This window comes from Aureimonas fodinaquatilis, from assembly GCF_008369445.1.
Taxonomy (GTDB): Bacteria; Pseudomonadota; Alphaproteobacteria; order Rhizobiales; family Rhizobiaceae; genus Aureimonas; species Aureimonas fodinaquatilis.
In genome coordinates this window covers 202,933-220,040 of sequence record NZ_VTWH01000004.1, presented here as the reverse complement: position 1 = coordinate 220,040, position 17,108 = coordinate 202,933, and the positions used below count along the sequence as shown (strand labels likewise).

Sequence of the window (17,108 nt, the reverse complement as noted above, 5' to 3'; positions counted from 1 at the left end):
TCTGCATTTGGGTTTGGCAGGCAATTGAGGCGAAACCCGGTTAGAGATGCAAGAGTATTTATGATTTGCTGGCTTGAGGTCTTTGCGGCTTTGGGTTACGAGCGTTGCGGGCCTGTAGCTCAATGGTCAGAGCCGGCGGCTCATAACCGCTTGGTTGGGGGTTCGAGTCCCTCCAGGCCCACCACTCACCTTTATTCCATTAAAATCAATGACTTAAAGTGCGAAAAGAGCGCTAAACATAACGGTTTTGGGGGCGGCGGAAGTACGGGATAGGATAGCCCAACGTTCGGGTGCCGCGTTGCCCGAAAGGGCTTCAGTGCTAACAATTGCATTGAGCGATCGACTACAATATTCTACTTTTCGATCATGGACTTAGTAGCTTTGGTACAGCGCTCCGATCCAAACTGTAGATGCTCCTGTCTTAACCTGCTCGGTTGCCCATTTCGCTCGTGGTGAGTTCCTGAAGATCAGCGAATGCAAGCAGGCGATTCCTGCAGACCTTGAGGGTAACGACTAAGAATGAGCAACGGCTTCAAAGAGGGTTTTCAGAAGTTAACCGACCTCGCTAAACAGTATGGGTATGCTGCTTGCGTCTTGAACAAAGAGATCCACCGGCAGCACACCACTCCTGCGGATAGTCGTCCGTCTGTCGAGCACGATGCCTACTCATACCTTTGGGTGCCATCACTTCAGCTATCGGCCCATGCGCTCGAATGCATGGTCAAGGCATGCGCATATTTGAACGATGTCAAACCTCCTCGATCTGCGAAAGACGGGCACGACCTGAGCGCGATGCTAAGTCAGGCATATGCTGAATTGCTACGCGGTCGCTTGTTCGCCAATGCGGAAGTCGCCGCTAACGCGCTGAGGCAGGATCGAGCCTACGACCCGGCTATCCACGATCAGCTTGGTTTTAACAATCCGGCCAAGTGGGTTGAGGTGGCCATATCTGACCTCGGCAAACTTCACTTACAAGGAGGCAGCAAACTGCGCTATGGGAGCGTTGACCCGAATGAAAAAGCACCCTCGTCACCATTGCTGGCTGATGCCGTGTATCTGACGACCCAAGACCTGGGACGAGCGAAGCATCTCTTCGCAAACACTCCCAAGGAGGGCGTGTAAAATAACTCATATCCAGTCCACACAATGGGTAGGATCTAGAGGGCGCAAACCGAGATCGGGTGCGAAAAGGCCAAGAATAACGAAGGTCTCCCGTTGCTGCCAGGCTCACCACCATCTTGTGATCTGAGTAGCTTCGAGCCGCTTTAAACCCGGAGCTTCTCCGCCAATGGTTCGGGCGGTTTTCCGTTGAAGCGGTTACGCTCCAACGGAAAGACACTAGGCAGCGGGCTGAAAATCAAGGTTCGATGGCTGCGATAAAATTTTCTGCCTTTCACCCGTCAGCTCGGCGTCAGGATAGGCTTCGTCAAGACGCAGATGTTTCACTCGCATTTCACCATAGCCCTTGAGAATAACGCCATAGTGGATGCTTTTTGCGGTGGTTGGAATGGCGAGAACCACAACGCACTCTGTCCACCCGTGGCTTCCCTGAAGAGCTCGCTGCCTTGGGCCGGACATCATGTTGTCAAAGCTCAATACCTGCCCAGGTGAATGGTCCACTCTCATCCAAATGGCAGCGCCGTCGGCGTTGCTCGTTTCGATCAATGCTCGCAGCTTCAGTTTCCTGCCATGATAAGGCGCGGCCAGAATGCTTTGCATGAGGCTGCCATAGCTGTCTGATGGCAGAGTTGCGCTGTCGCCCCGTCCCAGACGGCACGCGATCTGCACCACGCCGGGCGACTGGTTGTCGATCCCGATTCTGTAATGCGAGAGATCCGTCTGCCGCGTGCAATGCCAGTCGCGAGGTAAATTCTGCTTCGTTTGCGGCACGGGCTGCCCGCTGGCAGAAATCCGCGCTGAAAGTTGATTCCAGCTTTTCATTCCAAATTGCCGTGCCACCAACTCCAGGCAGTCACCGTGCGACTGCTCCACACCTCTGCTGCCGAGCGCCTTTCGCAGATTTTTAGCGAGAATCTTTGCGTCCATATAGTTGTACATGCCTCTTACCTATCACCGCGGAATATGAATGTGCGGGTGCTCGCATTGCCGACAGTCCGCCGGTTGGATCAGAGATCACGCTTTGAATAGTGCATTCACCGATTCTTGAAAGAACGCGAGCGGCAGGCTGCACTGGCTCTGACTTTGATTAGCAAAACGATATGTGCCCGGTCAATTTCATAAACACGGCGCAGGATGATTGACACGATCGTATATGGAACGCATATGTTTCGTATATCAAAGGAGACTGCTGTGGGAATTGTGAAAATTGATGAAGACCTGCACGAGGCTGTCCGCCAAGCTAGTACCGTCATGTGTCGGTCGATCAATGCGCAGGCGGAATTCTGGATGAAAATCGGCATGCTGGCCGAAGCCAATCCAACCTCGTCTTTCAATGAAATTGTGAAGAAACAATACGAGGCAGCCCAGGTTCATATTCCGGTGCAAACGGCAGCCTGACATGGTGAAAACACCCGATGAGCTGGGGCTCATGCGCGTTTCAGGCCGGTTGCTGGCGTCCGTATTCGAAATGCTGGACGAACAGAACCTCATCGGCATGTCGACCCTGGCGGTCAACGATCTGGTGGAACGCTACATCTGCGTTGATCTCGGCGCGCGTCCGGCCAGCAAAGGGCAGTATGGCTTCAAATATGTCCTGAACTGCTCAATCAACCATGTCGTCTGCCACGGCGTGCCGGATCCTGATGTGATCATTTGTGACGGGGATATCATCAACCTCGACATCATGCTGGAAAAGAACGGGCTGCTGGCGGATTCAAGCAAGACATATGTGGTTGGCAATGTTTCGCCCGCGGCAAAGCGCCTTGTGCGGACCGCGCAGGAAGCGATGTGGAAGGGAATTTCGCAGGTCAGACCCGGTGCGCATGTGGGCGATATAGGCCATGCGATCGAACGTCATGCCAAAAGGAACGGCTATTCCGTGGTCAGGGAATATTGCGGGCACGGCATTGGGCGCGACATGCATGAGGAACCGCAAATCTTGAATTTCGGTCGCCCCGGCACCGGTCTGTGTCTGCGCGAAGGAATGGTTTTTACCGTTGAGCCGATGCTGAACCAAGGCACCCGGCGAGTCGCCACCGCTGATGATGGATGGACAATCGTGACCACCGATGGAAAGCTATCTGCCCAGTTTGAGCATACAATTGCCGTGACCAGCATAGGCTTCGACGTTCTGACCCTGCGCAATGATGAACGTCGCATCGCTTAGAAATGGAGGGTTTACGCGCCATGCCCCGCATCTTTGCCAAGGGTTCGAGGCTCTGCAGGTCAAACTGAGCGCAGTTTGCCGGCAACCTGAGTTGGGTACCATTTGGTGAATTTGACTGCCCCAACCAGCGCAACCACAATGGCGATTATGCCAAAATGATGCGGAATGTCCGGTGCATAGAGCAGAACCAGTTCAGCGCAGACCATCACCAGAAATGCCAGTGCCCATGCCGATGTGATGACAATATTGGTTTTACGGAATTTGGCAGTCTGGCTTATTTCTGGCGAGACATTTTCCTTCGCATATTCCAGCGTGAAGGGTCTGCCGATCACCAGCGAAAACAGAATGATGGCCAGAAGCCCGAGGTCAACAATCAGGCGCGCACCGATGACTGAAATCGCTTGTCCGGTGAACATGATATAGCCCGTCAGGGCCGCAAAGAGCAGCAGCGTGCCGCCCTCCAGAATCTTGATGCTTTTGCCCGGTGCCAGAACATCTCTCGTTACCAGAAAAGCCGAAACAGCAGTGCCTGCCACAAGACCTTCCGTAGTGCCGATGAAACGGTCTGTCATTGCAAAAACAAGAAATGGCAGGAAAGCCAACATGATTCCCATGGACTGAACCTTTCAATGAATCGGATAGCTGACGTTGGACCAGAATTAATGCCTGCGATTAATTGTTCGGCGGTGCCGGGCCAATCGAACCGCGCATATCCAGAGTCGCCATCATTCGTTCATCAACCGGTGCGCGATCCGCCTCGGCCAACCGGTCGACAAGTGCCTGCCAAACCCGCTCTGCCATAGCTCTTGTCGGTGCCGCGATGGACGCAACGGGTGGGGAAAGCAGCGATGTCCATTCTGGCTCGTCAAAGGTGACCAGCGACACATCATCTGGCCAGCGCCTTCCAAGCTGCTGCAGCGCCTCAACTGTCCAAAGTGCCACGCTGCTGTTGCCCGTGACGATGGCCGTTGGCGCCATGTCTTTCGCAAGCGTCATGCGCAACGCTTCGACGAAGTGTGGTTTTTCCTGACCCCGCTCCAGAATTTCAAAGCTGAATTCGGCGCAGGTTGCCGCGGCATCTTCCAATGCTTTGATGCGCTCTTGTGTCGTCATGACCCACCGGTTCTGCGGTATGAACAAAAGTCGGCGATGGCCAAGCGCACGCAGCCGCTTGACCACCAGACCCATTGCTGCATGATTTGCCACCGTGATCGTATCAAAGCGGGGGTCCACCCGCCGGTCAACAATGACCAAGGGCGTGCCAGCCTCTCGCACGGCCTCCAGCGCCGCCGCAGGCTGCAAACTTGGAAGCAGAATGAGCCCATCCACCTGTCGGGCAATGAGGCTGCGCACGCGCCGAAGTTCCAGCTCCGGATCTTGCCGGGTGAACACCTGGATCAGGTCATAGCCATTGTCGGTCGCCATTTTGTCCAGCTCATCCGCAAGCTCGCGCAGATAGACCGTTGTTGCATATGTGGTGCAAAAGCCGATCACGCCTGAGCGGCGGCGGCGCAATGTTGCGGCAACTGTGTTGATGCTGAAGTTGAGGCGCGTCGCCGCTGCAAGCACCTGCTCACGCAGCTTGCGGCTGACAGGGCGCGTGCCGTTCAGAACGTTCGATACCGAGCCGACGGAGACGTTAGCCTCGCGGGCCACGTCCAGAATCGTCGCACGTCCATTCTTTCCTGCCTGTGTCATGCCGATCCCAAACATCTGACGCTACCGTTCAATACCCCCTTGCGAAGATTGTGCCAACTGTGTATTGAAACGTTTCAATAATTATCAACAGTGTAGATCCCGGGGCTTTCGTTCATGAGCACACCGACCATCACCCGTATTGAAAGTTTCCGGTTTTGCATCGGTTGGGTGAACTGGGTATTTGTGCGGATCGAAGCGAGCGACGGTTGCTATGGCTGGGGTGAAGCCTCGCTTCATGGGCCTATTCGTCCGGTTCTGGCAGCGATTGACGATTACGCGACCCACCTTGTAGGGCAGGAGGCGACGGGCGCGGAGCGTCACTGGCACCGCCTCTACAATGCATGGCGCTGGCGCGGTGGCGCGGTTTATATGAGCGCGCTGAGCGGCATCGATATTGCACTGTGGGACATGGAGGCCCGGCGGTTGGGTGTGCCGCTGCATCGGCTTTTCGGCGGGCCACATCGCACCTCCATGCGCGCTTATGCCAGCCATTGGCTACAGGGCATTGAAACGCCGCAACAGGCATTCGACGGCGCGCGTGAAATTCGCCGGCGCGGATTTTCGGCCTTCAAATGGTGCCCGTTTCAGCACGATCTGTTGCGCAACGATCCGGTCGGCTCAGTTTCGCGGGTGGGTGAACTGATGGCCGCAGCGCGTGAGGGTGCCGGTCAGGATGCGGAAATCTTCATCGAATGCGCCGAACTTCTCTCTCCGCGCTCAGCCCCTGCCATGCTGGAAGCGCTGCGCCCGCATCGCCCCGGCTGGATCGAAGAGCCGTTTCCTTTCGAAAATGCCAAGGCCATTGCTCAGCTTCAGCAGTCAACCGACATACCCGTTGCGGTGGGTGAACGCTTGCTTTCGCGCTACGAGTTCCGCGAGTTGCTGGAACTGGGCGGTTGCCGGATAGTGCAACCTGATCTGATGCATGGCGGCGGATTTACCGAGCTTCGGCGGATTGCTGCGCTGGCCGAAACCTATCAGGTCAGCGTTGCACCCCACAATCCTGGCGGGCCGCTTTGCACCGCGGCGTCCATTCAACTTGCCGCCTCGATTCCGAATTTTCTTATTCTGGAGCAGATCGAGCCGGACCGCGTGCTGCGCAATCAGGCCAGCAGTGTGCCATCGCCGCTTGCAGACGGCATTTTCACGCTGCCGGACGGTGTGGGGTTGGGGTTGGAGCCAAATCTGGAAGCGCTTGCCGATTACACCGAAGGCGACCAGCCGCGGAAAGAGCGAACAGGATCACTTTTCTACTGAGGCGCGACAGATGCCTCATGAACGGGAGGAAAACGCATGTCCAAGCTGAAATCCATTAAGGCGTTGCTGGCCGCAGGCGCGCTGCTGGCGATTCCCGCCAGTGCCAATGCGCAGGATGTTGTGCTGCAATGGCAGGCCACGGCCTTGGGTGAGGCACAATATGAGCCAATCTGGCGTCAGATGGTGGCTGCTTTCGAAGCTGCCAATCCCGGTATCAGGATTGAGCCAATTCTGGTTCCGCGGGCGGACAACTGGACAAAGTTTGTCACCGCCGCACAAGCGCGCCAGGCTCCCTGCGTCGTATCCGTGCCAGTGCCAACCGCCGCCTTCAATGGCTATCTGATGCCACTTGACGAGATGTGGGACGCGGAAAGCGAAGACTATCGCAATGTCTGGTCGCAGAGCGCCATTGAAGGTTTGCGCTTTGAAGGTGAGCTCTACGGTCTGCCCTTCTATGCCGGTATCTACGGTGAGGTTTACAACCGAGCATTGGTTGAGGCCGCGGGGCTCGACCCGGAAAATATTCCAACGACATGGGATGAATATTTCGTCTGGGCCAAGGCGTTGACCAAAAATGACCAATGGGCCACCACCGTGCTGGCCGGTCCGACAGACACGACAACGCGCGTTCTGCTGTCGTGGATTTACTCCAATGGCGGACGCGCTTTCAACGAAGACCTGACAGAGGCGACTTTTGCCAGCGATCCAAAATCTCTGGAGGCCATTGAGAAGTACATTTCCCTGTTTACAGATGGTTATGCGGCTCCAGCCCCGGCGACGCTGAACTATAACGAGCAGACCATTCTGTTTGCGCAGCAGCGCATTGCCACCATGCGCAATGCCTATTGGGGGCTGGCGAAGGTGCGGGGCGACAATCCCGATCTGGCAAAAGACATGATTGTTGCCGCACCACCGGCCAATGACCCCGATGCGCGAACCGTTGCGACCATTACCGCAATGAGCATTTCCGGCAATTGCGAGCATCCCGAAGAAGCCTGGTCTTTCATCAAATTCATGAATGAACCTGAATGGACTGTACAGATGGTAACGGCGGCCAACTGGATGCCGCTGCGCAATGATTTGCTGGATATGCCGGAAGTTGCTGATGACCCGATTATCCAGTCATTTCTGGAGATGGGCCAGACCGCGCTGACCATTCCGCTGTCTACGCCGGCATGGGAGCAGATTGCCTCACGCGATGTTGTGGAAGCCATGCAGCGCGCACTTCAGGAGCCTGCCCGCACCAAGGAAATTTTCACCGAACTGGACACCGTGGTGACCCAGCGGTTGAACGACCTTTAAGCGGCATATGATGGTTCGGTGCGGCTGACGATGCCGCGCCGAACAGCCCTGCGGCATTTTCAGGACATGACATGACAATGAGCGCATTTTCAAAACGCAAACCATGGCGCGGTCTCGGCCTTCGGCGCGAGCGGCTGCATGGTTATTGGTTCATCATGCCAGCCGTGGTGCTGATCCTGCTGCTCATTGCTGTGCCGCTGGGCCGCGCCTTCTGGACAAGCCTGTTCCGCACACGCGGCCTGCGCTCGACATTCGTTGGCTTCGACAATTACATGCATCTTTTGACGAGCCCGGGTTTCTGGGACAGTCTGCGAATATCACTCGTGTTCACCATCTCATGCGTTGCCGCCCACATGATTTTGGGGCTGGCGCTGGCGCTTTTGTTGAACCGTGTCGTTTTTGCGCGCCGCCTGCTTCGCATCGGCTTTCTTGCGCCATGGATCGTGGCTCCATCAATCGGCGCGATTGTCTGGGTCTGGCTGCTGGAACCACAATTTGGTGTCGTCAATTATCTTCTGGCCAGCGCCGGTCTGATCGATCGCTATCAGGCATGGCTCGGTTCCCCCGGCCTGGCGCTGACATCCGTAATTCTGGTTGATGTCTGGCGTGGTACGCCCTTTGTCATGCTGCTGCTGCTGGCAGGCCTGCAAGGCATTCCGAAAGATCAGTATGAGGCTGCGGAACTGGATGGGGCGAGCGGCTGGCAGCAATTCAAATGGGTGACATTGCCCAATCTGCGATATCTTTTGATCGTCGCCTCCACACTCGACATTATCTACACCATCCGCCACTTCGACATCATTGCGGTGATGACCGGTGGCGGCCCGATTGGCGGTACCGAAGTTCTGCCCGTCCTGATCTACAACACAGCTTTTACGCAGAATGATTTTGGCCGGGCATCCGCAATCGGCATTCTGCTTCTGGGCATCATTCTGATTTTTTCGATCTTCTACCTGCGAATGACAAAGCCCGGCCGGGCTATGGAGGCCTGATGCGCGATACGCCCTTTGTCATGGTACTTCGCTGGGTCTGCCTGATCCTTGCACTGGTGGTGATGCTGTTTCCAATTTACTGGATGCTGAACACGGCCCTTAAGCCCTCGTCCGAGATCTTTCAGTACCCGCCCACCTTCTGGTCTGCCAACTGGTCGCTGGATGCTTTCTGGACCGTGCTGACAGAACGCCCGATTGGCCGTTACTTTCTGAACAGTTTGATTGTGGCGACGGGAACAACCGTCTTGTCCCTGTGCATCGCATCTCTGGCTGCCTACGGCCTGACGCGGTTTCCCATCCGCATTGAGGCTCTGATCATTCTTTCGCTGCTGTTCATAAAAATGCTGCCGGAAGCGTTGCTGGTCGTACCGTTTTTCCAGTTGATCGCCGGGGCAGGGCTGTTGAACAACTACATTGCCCTCATTCTCGTCTACTCGTCTTTTGCACTGCCCTTTGCGGTATGGATGCTGGTCGGATTCTTCCGGGCCATTCCACGTGAGCTGGACGAGGCTGGCATTATGGATGGTGCCAGCCGGATTGGCACCTTCGCGCTTGTTGTGCTGCCATTGGCCAAACCCGGTCTGGTCGCGGTGGCCATGGTGACATTTCTGACCGCTTGGAACGCGTATCTCTGGTCACTGGTGCTCACGACTGCGCCGTCGATGTATGTGCTGCCCGTCGGAATAGCCACGCTGAAGGGTGAATATCAGGTGAACTGGAATGAACTGATGGCGGCTGCCGTAATTGCCGTTGTTCCCGTTCTGGCAATCTACTCCATTCTTGAACGCCACCTTGTCGCCGGAATAACCGCTGGCGCTGTGAAGGGCTGAAGCTTTGTCCTGCCGTTGAAGCGTTTCAGGTGATCGGATGATTACCGGAAACGCTCTCAGGCCCAATCCTTTCCTCTGAAGAGGCACGCTTATGGCATCCGTTCTTATTGCCGATCTGAAAAAATACTATGGCGATGCACCCGTGCTGCACGGGCTGTCCTTTGACATACAGGACGGCGAGTTTGTCGTCCTCGTCGGGCCATCGGGGTGCGGCAAGTCCACGCTCCTGCGCATGATTGCCGGCCTGGAGGAAATATCGGAAGGGACAGTTTCCATAGACGGAACCGTGGTCAACGATCTGCCGCCCAAGCGCCGCGACCTTGCGATGGTGTTTCAGTCCTATGCGCTTTATCCGCACATGACAGTTGCAGAAAACATGGGCTTCAGCCTGCGGGTCGCAAAGCGGCCAAAGCCGGAGATCGCTCAGAAAGTCGAAGAGGCGGCGCGGGTTCTGGACCTGACAAACTACCTGCATCGCTATCCCCGGCACCTTTCTGGCGGGCAGCGTCAGCGTGTGGCCATGGGGCGGGCAATCGTGCGCGATCCGAAGGTGTTTCTGTTTGACGAACCGCTGTCCAACCTTGACGCCAAATTGCGGGGGCAGATGCGTGCGGAAATCCGCTCGCTGCATAAGCGGCTGGGTGCAACAACAATTTATGTAACCCACGACCAGACGGAAGCCATGACCATGGCAGACAAGATTGTTGTGCTGCGTGATGGGCGCATCGAGCAGGTGGGCTCGCCCGCCACAATCTACCGCGAACCCGCAAACGAATTTGTGGCTGGTTTCATCGGCACCCCGCCCATGAACTTCTTTGATGGCCGGGTTGAAAACGGCGCTGACGGGTTCGGGGTCAGTATTGCAGGGGTTTTCGTTCCCTTTTTCCCGACAAGAGACGTGCAGGCAGGCAGCGATGTGCGGATGGGGGTGCGCCCGCGCCACTTGCGCATTGCCGGCACTGGCGAGGTAGCATTTGATTTTACAGTCGAGGTGGTTGAGCCCACGGGCGACGAGGTGGAGGTCCGTGGGCAATTGTTCGGGCAGGTCGCAACGCTGGTCATACCGATGCAGGACGTGAAGGAGGGCGAAATTCTGCCTGTCACGTTCGACACGCACACGGCCCACCTGTTCGACGGGCAAACGCTGGAGCGTATTGCCAAGGCGGGCTAGCCCTTCGCCCTGATGGTCGGATGCATGCTCTGATATTGCCTAACGCCGCAAAGCCAAAGGCTCTGCTGCTTCTGGCGATAAGGGAAGGGCGATCTGCAAACGCTTGCGGAAGTAAGACGCCTCAAACAGTTTGAAGGACACAAAGGCCATAAGCACCGACAGACAGAACGTCAGAGGCAGCATCAGCGCAATTGTCAGTGCGGTATCAGTGCGGGGAACGCCAAAGAATGGCAGCAGGATGAACGTTCCAATCGATATCCCCATCGTGTGCCAAAGATAAAATGAGTAGGAAATTGTGCCGAGAAACCGAAGGGGTTCTGTTGAGAACAGCCGGTTGAGCCAGTTCGAGCCAAACACTGAACTAATAAAAATCAGCGCAATCCCCGGCAGCATCAGGCTGTATGCCACCGGATATGGCAGCGAGCCGCGACTGAGAAGATAGGCGGCATAAACCGCCAGACCCACCCATAATGGAACCCTGTCTGCTATTTTTTGCAGCATGTTGCGGTCAAGGCTGGCAATCCAGAGGCCCAGAAACAGGCCTGTCATGCGCAGCAGCCACGTCAATTCCGGAACGCTGAACGTGACGGCGTAAACAATGACAACAGCAATTGTTGCCTTGGTAAAACTGGAGAAGCGGGCAGGCAGGAACAGCAACGCAGGAAAAACCAGATAGAACAGAAATTCAAACCCGATCGACCATGAAACATAATGATAAGGTATGACGTCCAGCGCGGGCACCGCATTGAGAAAAAACAGCCCGGCAATGAATGAGTTGAACGACCACGCCCAGCCAAAGTGCATGTTGCAGACCATAACAACCAGGTATGAGGCCAGAAATGCCGGGTAAATTCTACTGAAGCGACCCTGTATGAAACGCCCGTAGGAAAAATTTCCTCGGCTTCCAAAAAACTTCACCCCCATCAGATAGCCGCTTAAAACAAAGAATATGTCGACGCCGTGATTTCCATCAGCAAAAAAATACAAGCTGCGAGATATAAGCCCCGCGTCAACTGCTGGTACAGGTGGATAGGACAACAACGCTGTTCGGATTGTTCCCAGACAATGCGTCATGAAGACCAGTAATGCGGCATAGAAACGGAGCCCGTCCATAGCCGGAAGATCAACGGGCCTGATTGTCCCTGCAATTAGTTTCGCTATCAATGATTGAAATACCAGTTGGTCGCTTCAACCACTATTCATCATTGAAAAATGTCGCAAGTGACAAGTTGTAGCACCTGCACTTTTACGCTGTTGACTTTGTCAGCCTCATTTTCCTTGAGAATGACTTCTTTTGTTACTATCTCGCAAGGCTGCAATTGCCCGGGCGGGGCCGTATCGACCCGGCCCGGGCAGGTTGGCCAAGCGTCAGGACTTCGGAACCATCCGCTCTTCCACAGGAGGAAGAAAGTCGTTGCTGTAAACCTCAGACGCAGCGATCGGCTCCCAGTCAAAAACCTCGCGCATGAGGTCGACTGAATGCTGCATACGCGCGTCGTCAACAGCGCCAATGCCCTTTTCCTGGACTGATTCCGTCAGCATATGCTGGCGCAGCAGCCCCATGCGGTACTCTTCTGTCGTCGGCACCATCAGCGGGTCAAACGTCTGCAACGCATCGTAAGCTTCCTGCGGGTTTGACAGCATGTCCAAAGTTCCGCGATTAACTGCCTTGACGACGGCTTTGACGGTTTCCGGATTGGCCTCTGCATAGGCTCTGGTTGTGAACAGCGCCGGACCATAAATATCAACGTTGTAATCGCTGTACTTTATGATCTTGATGTCATCGGCCTTCAGGCCAGCATCCAGCAAAACCGGTGCCTGTGTGAATGTATAGCCGGTAGTGCCATCCATATCCCCGCGCACGATCATCGAGGGTATCAGCTCAGGACTGGCTGTAACCCATTCCAGCTTGACATCAGGGACACCCGCTCCATCCAGCAGCAAGCCGATTGTGTCGAAGCCAACACCGCCTGGAGTTCCGTTGATTTTTTTGCCGTTCAGATCCGCGGGGGTTTCGATACCGCGGTCACCGGCCGCTACAACAGCAAGCGCCGTTGCATCAACGCTCTGATAGACGATGACCAGCTCGGAACCAGGATTTTCGACGTTGAATTTCAACATCGTTGTCAAATCGCCCCAGCCGAAGTCATAGACGCCATTCGCGGTATTGATTGCTGCAAAGCCTGACCCTTTTCCCGGATCAATTTTTGCAGTGATACCTTCTTCCTCGAAATATCCCTTCTGGTCGGCAATCAGAAACGGAGAGTGCTGAACGGCGATGATCCAGTCCATCAGCATGCGCACGTTCGACTGTTCCTGCGCTTGGGCGCCGGTCATCAGCAAAGGCGTTGCGAGCAGAGCGCCAAGAAAAATCTGACGTCCAAAAAGCATGACTTCCTCCTCAATTGTTACTGTTGTTTCTGTATCGGATATTCAGCCATTGGCTCCGATGCCGCTTTGGCTGTCTCTTATTGTCCATCCTGTCAGGCGCTTTTCGAATGCGCTTGAGATCGCATACATGCCCACACCCATCAGCGCGGTGACAAACAGCCCGGCAAAGGCCAACGGCACCTGAAAGCGCGAGGACGCGACAAGCATGAGGTATCCGATGCCCTGATTGGAGGCGATCGACTCGGCCGTGATTGAGCCGACAAAAGCCAGCGAGATAGCCACCTTCAGCGACGCAAAGAAATAGGGCATTGAGCGTGGCAGCCCGATCTTGCGAATGATCTGGACCTGCGAGGCACCAAGCGCCCGCAAGACATCCTTCAGCTCCGGTTCCACAGTGGCGATGCCGGTTGCGACATTGACCAGAATTGGAAAGAAGGAAATGAGAAAGGCGGTGATGACCGCAGGCACCGGGCCGATGCCCACCCAGATGACCAGAATGGGGATGATTGCAACTTTCGGTATCGAATTGAAGCCGATCAATGTTGGGTAAATGCTGTCGTAGATCACCCGTGAACTGCCAACAATGACACCGGCTACCAGCCCGAAGGCTACGGCAAGCGCAAATCCCAGAAGCGTTGTCAGCAACGTCTGGCCAGCGGCACCCAGAATGATGCTGCGCGTGCGCCATCCGACTGAAAATACCTCTGACGGGGCTGGCAGCATGAAGGACGGAATGGCGAAAATTCGCACCACCGCTTCCCATATGGCCAGGATGGCGACAATGACGATCAGCGGCGCCAGCTTGCGGGTCAGTCTGCGCAAACCCAATGACTTGCGTTCTTTTGGTGCGGTTGCCGTTACGGAAGGAATGCTCATCAGCTTACACCCTCCGAAACTGCGTTCGCTGGTTTCTGTTGCAGCGGGTCGTTAATGGCTGCACGCGCAGAGCTGATGTAGCTGCGAAGTTCATGCACTGCTTCGACCGAAGACGCCTCATAGGTGGTTTCAAGATCCCGCGGGCGCGGATTGTCGATCTGTCTTTCGAAGATGATTTTGCCGGGCCGTGCGCTCATGACGAGGATACGATCGGCGAGAAAAACGGCCTCGCGCAGATCATGCGTTACCAGCACCACAGTTGGCCGACGAACCAGCCACAATTTCTGCAGCACCTGCCAGAGTTCTTCCCGCGTGAACATGTCAAGCGCGCCGAACGGCTCGTCAAGCATCAACAATTTCGGATCGTGAATCAAAGAGCGGCAGAGCTGGCAACGCTGCTGCATGCCACCGGAAAGCTGCCAGGGAAATGCATTTTCGTAGCCGGAAAGGCCAACCAGGGCCAGAAGCTCCCTCGCGCTCTGCTCGTATTCCGCGCGGTTGGCTGCCAGTCTGGATGCGTGTGGCTGCACAATTTCCAGCGGCAGCATGACATTGTCGAGGGTGGTGCGCCAAGGCAGCAATGTGGAATTCTGAAAGGCCATGCCGACAATGCTCAGGGGACGGTCCACAACCTTGCCTGAAACACGAACTGTGCCCTTGGATGGTTTCCACAGGCCGGTTGCCGCCTTCATCAATGTGGATTTTCCGCAGCCGGAAGGCCCGACCACCGCTACAAATTCCCCCGGTTGCGCCGTCAGGCTTGCATCCCGCAAAGCAATGGTGAACTCGCTTTCTCCGTATTGAAGAGAGACATTTTCGAGTTCAACGAGAGCGCCCCTTTGATCCGATGCTTCCATGCACTGCTTTCCCTTCATGCGATTGAAAAAGATGGCTTAGCTGAGGTGCCGCACAATCAGACGCGGGCAGGCAGTACTTATGGCTGGCTCATAGTCTGTCTCAGCCAAGGGGCGACGAGATCTGTCACGGCAGTTTCGCGCCCGGCATAGAAGTGGTTGCAGTTTTCAATGATCTCGACCTGGGTGCGGCCCTGTCTTTCAGCAAATACCTCTGCGGGGTAGATTTCCGCCGACTCCTGATCTCCGCGAATGTACAACACGGGGCAGGCAACCTGCGGTGCAACGTCCAGCATCTCCGGCAATCGGCTGGAATAGTCGATCAGTGAACCAGCGGAAATGACGTGCCACCAGTTCGGCAGCAGCAGCAAATCCCTTCCGCGGCCTTCTGCAACCATTTGTTCAGCGGTGCTGATCCGCTCATCGAGCTTGTCTTCGGCAAAAAGTCCTGCCGCACTGATTGCGGGCAAGATGCCGAGCCCCCCCTTGTGAGCGGAAAGCAGCACCAGTGCAGGTGTGTCAGGGTGGTCTGCAACATGCTGCACAGCCAGCATGCCGCCATTGCTGTGGCCAATCACCGCCGGAGTGCCAAACCCACGATTGGCAAGCCATTGTGATGCCAGGCGGTTATCCTCGCGCGCCTCATCAATCAACTGATACGCGCCACCGCTTGCTGCGCGGTGAAGCGGGGTTACCAGGATATCGTGCCCGCGCCGGTTATAGGCAAGGCAGGCAAAGCCCTGTTCAACAAGCACTTTCGGCAGAAAACGCGCCGGTCCGGAATAAAAGTTCATGCAATTGCCGTGCATGATGAGCACTGCACCCGCTGTCGCGCCGCCCTCCGGCTCGTAGAACAGCCCGTCCAGGGGCTCACTTGAGGTCGGAATGGAAACCAGTCTGGCTAATGGGCTGTCTGACCGGGCGGTGCTGTCGCTCATCTTCTCTCCAATGCGGCCCTGCCGAACTGCGTCGGCGCCGGATGCGGTTTTGAAGTGGTGCTTTGGTCAGCAAACTGCGCTGCTGAAGCCACTGATCATAGAAGTAAGCTTTAAAATTTTAAGTTGGCAACGAGCACAAACACCGGTTGACCTATTGCAATGCAATATGTTTCTGCATCTTTTCTTGTGCAATGCGGTTTTCGATACAGTCAGCCGAAGCGGAGGCAACAGCATTTAAAGCTGTTATCGCTTTGAAACCTGTAAGACATGATTGTGTTGCCTTGCACAAAATCTGGGCGAGGCACGGGGGTACAATATGTTCTGATCGAAACTATCAAAACATATTATCCTTGCAGCGTCCGTAGCGGATTTTCTTATGGCAGCTTCATGTGCCGCATATACGGCGTGCCTGCTTCCTGAAGCTCGAAAACAACGACATCCGGGTCATACTGCTCAATCAGGTCATCGCGCAAAAAGCCGTCGTCCAGATGGGCAATGACGAGTTTTGAAAAATGGCTTTTCAGAAGCGGCAGCATTTCTGTCGAGAAAGAGTCACGAACCAGAAGCAGGGTCAGTCCGGATGGCGCGTCCGTTTCCCAGACCTGGGCCGCGGCCCAATCTGTTCGCTCGCTCAAAAATGTGGTTCGGGCCGGATCATGCGGCGGAAACGTAACTTTTGACGGGTGGCTGCCACTGACCCAGTTGGCAATACCCAGCATCAAAGCCAGATCGCGCGGTATGGCCGCTGCCGGCACCGAAGCCGTGTCCGGGGTTTCCATTGGCGCGGGCGCTCCGACCGCCGGAACCTCTTTTGCAATAGTCTCAATCAGCTTTTCATACGCAGCGTAGGCGCCATAGTAATTCCAGTGCGTATCATTGGGGCTATAGCTCAGTTCATCCGTCGATTGCACTTCCTGCACCGGATAGATGAAGCGATTCTGCTCATTTGCGTCGGCAAAGGCTTTGGCCACGCGCGCGGCATCCACCTCACTCATTTCAAGCCAATTCGGCACTTCCTGCGGAAATGCCGAGGATTTCACCGGCGCTGCCATGACATAAAATCGCCGGCCGTTTTCCTGGAGCTGACGATCATAGGCGACAACTCCGGAAACCAGCCGCTCTGTTTCAGACTCTGACAGATTGGGGATACCCTGCTGATAGGCAAAAGTGGCCGCGATGTCGTAAAAAAGCCAGCCGTTCGGGCCGACAATCACCCTTGGCACGCCGCTGTACCGCAAATGGTAGCGAAGGAAATTCAGCCCGGATATCGCAAATCTGCGGGGTGGAAACTGATCTTCGATATAGCTGTTCAACTCTTGCGGAAAATGGACGATGCCCCTTAGGGATGCGGGAACAGCAGGTGCCTCCGCCAATACGCGGTTTTCCGCCAGTCCCGGTTCCGGCAATTTCAGCCAGGGCGTTGCCCATGCAAAAACAAGCACAATGAGAACGCTGCCACAAAGGGCTGTGGCCCAACCGCGATATCCTCTCTGATCAGGCTTTGCGATCATGT

General features: G+C 55.6%; 17 protein-coding genes and 1 tRNA gene. 9 read left to right on the top strand and 9 right to left on the bottom strand.

Annotated features, from left to right (window positions below; all coding sequences use genetic code 11):
* Positions 1-108 precede the first annotated feature (108 nt).
* Both FPY71_RS15890 and FPY71_RS15885 read left to right on the top strand, forming a co-directional pair.
* Positions 109-184: transfer RNA gene (locus tag FPY71_RS15890), tRNA-Ile, on the top strand.
* 335 nt (positions 185-519) lie between these two features.
* Positions 520-1,122, top strand: a complete 603-nt coding sequence (locus tag FPY71_RS15885) for a hypothetical protein (protein WP_149301299.1) — start codon at positions 520-522, stop codon at positions 1,120-1,122.
* A 216-nt stretch (positions 1,123-1,338) separates the two neighbouring features.
* On the opposite strand, the gene FPY71_RS15880 is transcribed toward FPY71_RS15885, so the two are convergent.
* Entirely contained in the window at positions 1,339-2,046 is a 708-nt protein-coding gene (locus FPY71_RS15880; protein WP_281287504.1) for a glyoxalase superfamily protein, read from the bottom strand.
* Positions 2,047-2,310: 264 nt separating this feature from the next.
* On the opposite strand from FPY71_RS15880, the gene FPY71_RS15875 reads away from it, so the two are divergent.
* Positions 2,311-2,517: a ParD-like family protein gene (locus tag FPY71_RS15875; protein ID WP_149301297.1), complete on the top strand. Its 207-nt coding sequence runs from the start codon at positions 2,311-2,313 to the stop codon at positions 2,515-2,517.
* 1 nt (position 2,518) lies between these two features.
* Positions 2,519-3,286, top strand: coding sequence for a type I methionyl aminopeptidase (map, locus tag FPY71_RS15870; protein WP_149301296.1), 768 nt, complete (start codon positions 2,519-2,521; stop codon positions 3,284-3,286).
* A gap of 59 nt (positions 3,287-3,345) precedes the next feature.
* Here the strand turns inward: map and FPY71_RS15865 are convergent, their stop codons facing one another.
* Both FPY71_RS15865 and FPY71_RS15860 read right to left on the bottom strand, forming a co-directional pair.
* Positions 3,346-3,900, bottom strand: coding sequence for a hypothetical protein (locus FPY71_RS15865; protein ID WP_149301295.1), 555 nt, complete (start codon positions 3,898-3,900; stop codon positions 3,346-3,348).
* A 58-nt stretch (positions 3,901-3,958) separates the two neighbouring features.
* Positions 3,959-4,984, bottom strand: a complete 1,026-nt coding sequence (locus FPY71_RS15860; RefSeq protein ID WP_188052381.1) for a LacI family DNA-binding transcriptional regulator — start codon at positions 4,982-4,984, stop codon at positions 3,959-3,961.
* 114 nt (positions 4,985-5,098) lie between these two features.
* Between FPY71_RS15860 and FPY71_RS15855 the strand changes: the two genes are divergently transcribed.
* From FPY71_RS15855 to FPY71_RS15835, 5 genes are all read left to right on the top strand, one after another.
* Entirely contained in the window at positions 5,099-6,241 is a 1,143-nt protein-coding gene (locus FPY71_RS15855) for a mandelate racemase/muconate lactonizing enzyme family protein (protein WP_149301293.1), read from the top strand.
* Between the two features lie 36 nt (positions 6,242-6,277).
* The gene (locus FPY71_RS15850; protein ID WP_149301292.1) at positions 6,278-7,543 is read left to right on the top strand and encodes an ABC transporter substrate-binding protein; all 1,266 of its coding nucleotides are present in this window, start codon (positions 6,278-6,280) and stop codon (positions 7,541-7,543) included.
* 77 nt (positions 7,544-7,620) lie between these two features.
* Entirely contained in the window at positions 7,621-8,535 is a 915-nt protein-coding gene (locus tag FPY71_RS15845; RefSeq protein ID WP_188052380.1) for a carbohydrate ABC transporter permease, read from the top strand.
* Positions 8,535-9,365: a carbohydrate ABC transporter permease gene (locus FPY71_RS15840; RefSeq protein ID WP_149301290.1), complete on the top strand. Its 831-nt coding sequence runs from the start codon at positions 8,535-8,537 to the stop codon at positions 9,363-9,365. The genes FPY71_RS15845 and FPY71_RS15840 overlap by 1 nt, the downstream gene beginning before the upstream one ends.
* A 91-nt stretch (positions 9,366-9,456) precedes the next feature.
* Entirely contained in the window at positions 9,457-10,536 is a 1,080-nt protein-coding gene (locus FPY71_RS15835; RefSeq protein ID WP_149301289.1) for an ABC transporter ATP-binding protein, read from the top strand.
* Positions 10,537-10,575: 39 nt separating this feature from the next.
* Here the strand turns inward: FPY71_RS15835 and FPY71_RS15830 are convergent, their stop codons facing one another.
* The 6 genes from FPY71_RS15830 to FPY71_RS15805 form a co-directional block, all read right to left on the bottom strand.
* A complete protein-coding gene (locus FPY71_RS15830; protein ID WP_149301288.1) occupies positions 10,576-11,649 on the bottom strand; it encodes an acyltransferase family protein in 1,074 nt (357 codons plus the stop codon).
* A 255-nt stretch (positions 11,650-11,904) separates the two neighbouring features.
* The gene (locus tag FPY71_RS15825; protein WP_149301287.1) at positions 11,905-12,927 is read right to left on the bottom strand and encodes an ABC transporter substrate-binding protein; all 1,023 of its coding nucleotides are present in this window, start codon (positions 12,925-12,927) and stop codon (positions 11,905-11,907) included.
* A 42-nt stretch (positions 12,928-12,969) separates the two neighbouring features.
* Positions 12,970-13,803 carry an ABC transporter permease gene (locus FPY71_RS15820; RefSeq protein WP_149301286.1) on the bottom strand — a complete coding sequence of 278 codons (834 nt, stop codon included), beginning with the start codon at positions 13,801-13,803 and terminating at the stop codon, positions 12,970-12,972.
* Entirely contained in the window at positions 13,803-14,660 is an 858-nt protein-coding gene (locus tag FPY71_RS15815) for an ABC transporter ATP-binding protein (protein WP_149301285.1), read from the bottom strand. Before FPY71_RS15815 ends, FPY71_RS15820 begins: the two co-directional genes overlap by 1 nt.
* Positions 14,661-14,737: 77 nt before the next feature.
* A complete protein-coding gene (locus tag FPY71_RS15810; RefSeq protein WP_149301284.1) occupies positions 14,738-15,595 on the bottom strand; it encodes an alpha/beta hydrolase in 858 nt (285 codons plus the stop codon).
* Between the two features lie 374 nt (positions 15,596-15,969).
* Positions 15,970-17,106, bottom strand: coding sequence for an alginate O-acetyltransferase AlgX-related protein (locus FPY71_RS15805; protein ID WP_149301283.1), 1,137 nt, complete (start codon positions 17,104-17,106; stop codon positions 15,970-15,972).
* Positions 17,107-17,108 lie beyond the last annotated feature (2 nt).